General features: G+C 62.3%; 2 protein-coding genes. Both read left to right on the top strand.

What is annotated here, in order from left to right:
• A partial coding sequence (locus tag JOZ76_RS29140; RefSeq protein ID WP_291704610.1) for a peptide ABC transporter substrate-binding protein occupies positions 1–1,200 on the top strand: 1,200 nt, incomplete at its 5' end.
• A 139-nt stretch (positions 1,201–1,339) separates the two neighbouring features.
• Positions 1,340–2,292: ABC transporter permease (locus JOZ76_RS29135; RefSeq protein WP_291704608.1), on the top strand; the 953-nt coding region annotated here is incomplete at its 3' end.

Below are 2,292 nucleotides of genomic sequence, written 5' to 3'. Positions count from 1 at the left end.
GACGCCTTCGTCGGCAGCCGCGGCATGATCATCCCCAAGCACCTGTTCGAGCCTTACAAGGGGGACAAGTCCCGCGACGCGCCCAGCAACCTCAAGCCGGTCGGCACCGGCCCCTACAAGTTCGTGTCGTTCAATCCGGGCGACGTGGTGCGCGGGGAACTCAATCCCGACTATCACGAGGAGAACCGGCCATTTTTTGATACGATCGAAATGAAAGGCGGAGGCGACGCGGTCTCGGCGGCGCGCGCCGTGCTGCAGACCGGCGAATACGACTATGCCTGGAACATGCAGGTCGAAGACGAAATCCTCCAGCGCCTGGAAAAGGGCGGGCGCGGACATGTCGAGATCGATCCCGGCGGGGCCATCGAGCACATCCAGTTTAACAACACCGATCCGTGGACCGAGATCGACGGCGAGCGCTCGAGCGTCAAGACCAAGCATCCGACCCTGACCGACCCCGCGGTACGCCAGGCGCTCACAATGCTGGTCGACCGCCAATCGGTGCAGACGTACATATACGGCCGCACCGGCATCGCTACCGGCAACTTCCTCAACAATCCCGAGAAATACCGGTCGAAGAACACCAAATGGGAGTTCAACATCGAGAAAGCGAACCAGATTCTCGATGCGGCCGGATGGAAGCGCGGACCTGACGGCGTGCGCGCCAAGGACGGCAAGAAGCTGAGCTTCGTCTACCAGACTTCGATCAATGCGCCGCGCCAGAAAAACCAGGCGGTCGTGAAGCAGGCCTGCCAGAAAGCCGGTATCGAGCTGGAACTCAAATCGGTCACCGCGTCGGTGTTCTTCTCTTCCGATGTCGCCAACCCCGACACCTACTCCCACTTCTACTGCGATCTCCAGATGTACAACACGACCATGACGGAGCCGGACCCCGGCTTCTTCATGAACCAATTCTGCTCGTGGGAAGCCTCATCCAAGGACAACAAGTGGCAGGGCCGCAACATCACGCGCTGGAAGAATGACGAATACGACAAGGCGTTCACCGCGGCCCAGGCCGAGCTCGATCCGGTTAAGCGCGCCGCCTTGTTTATTCGCATGAACGACCTTGTGAGCAACCAGGCGGTCATCCCGATCGTGAACCGGCCGAAGGTCGAAGCCGTGTCCAATAAGCTGCACGCGCCGGGCTCCGGGTGGGACAACGACTTCTGGAACCTGAAGGACTGGTACCGCGACGCATGAACAGTAATCAGTGATCGGTGACCAGTGACCAGTCACTCGGGGGTCACTGCCACCATTGCTGACCACGGCCCGGGGGCGCAGCGTTCGGACCTGAACCTTGCTTTCTGATCACTGGAAACCGATCACTGATCACTGAGTCATGGGGCGCTATCTTCTCAGGCGGTTGCTGATCGCCCTTCCCAGCTTGCTCGGCATCAGCATCGTGCTGTTCACGGTGCTGGCGCTGGCTCCCGGCGATCCGTTCGGCGAGCTGGCGAGCAATCCGAACGTTCCGCCCGAGGTGGCCGCGGCGCTGCGGGCGAAGTTCGGCCTCGACGATCCCATCGTGGTGCGCTACCTGCGCTGGCTCGTCGCCATGCTGCACGGCGACTGGGGCTTCTCCTTCGTGAGCCGCGTCGACGTCGACCAGCTCATCCTCCAGCGCCTGCCGACCACGTTGTTCGTGATCGGCTCCTCGCAGGTCCTGGCGCTCATGGTCGCGCTGCCGGTCGGCATCTGCGCTGCGCTGCGGCCTTATTCGCTGTTCGACCAGATCGCCAACACATTCGCCTTCGTCGGCTTCTCCTTGCCGACTTTCTTCACCGGCATCGTGTTCATCTTGGTTTTCAGCGTTTACCTCGGATGGTTGCCGTCGGTCTACCAATCCGACGTCGGCGGCAGCGGCTGGCCATGGATATGGGAGCACATTCGCAGCGCGGCGATGCCGGTGGCGGTGCTCGGGCTGTTCCAGGGCGCGTCATGGACGCGCTTCGTGCGCTCCGCCATGCTCGACGTGGTGCGGCTCGACTATGTCACCACCGCGCGCGCCAAGGGGCTGCCCGAGCGAACGGTCGTGATGAAGCACATCGTGCGTAACGCACTCATCCCGGTCGTGACCCTCGTCGCCCTGCAGATGCCGGCGGTGTTCGGCGGCGCCATCATCACCGAGCAGATTTTCCGCGTTCCCGGCATCGGGTCGCTGCTGATCAGCTCGATCCTCGCCAACGACACGCCGGTGATCATGGCGGTCACCTTCGTGTTCGCCTGCCTCGTCATCCTGTTCAACCTGCTTGCGGACCTCGTCTATGGCTGGCTCGACCCGCGCATTTCCTA

Origin of the sequence: Bradyrhizobium sp., from assembly GCF_019244115.1 — a bacterium.
Lineage (GTDB): Bacteria > Pseudomonadota > Alphaproteobacteria > Rhizobiales > Xanthobacteraceae > Bradyrhizobium.
Note: the sequence above shows the minus strand (reverse complement) of the source record. Positions and strands in the feature narration are given on the sequence as shown.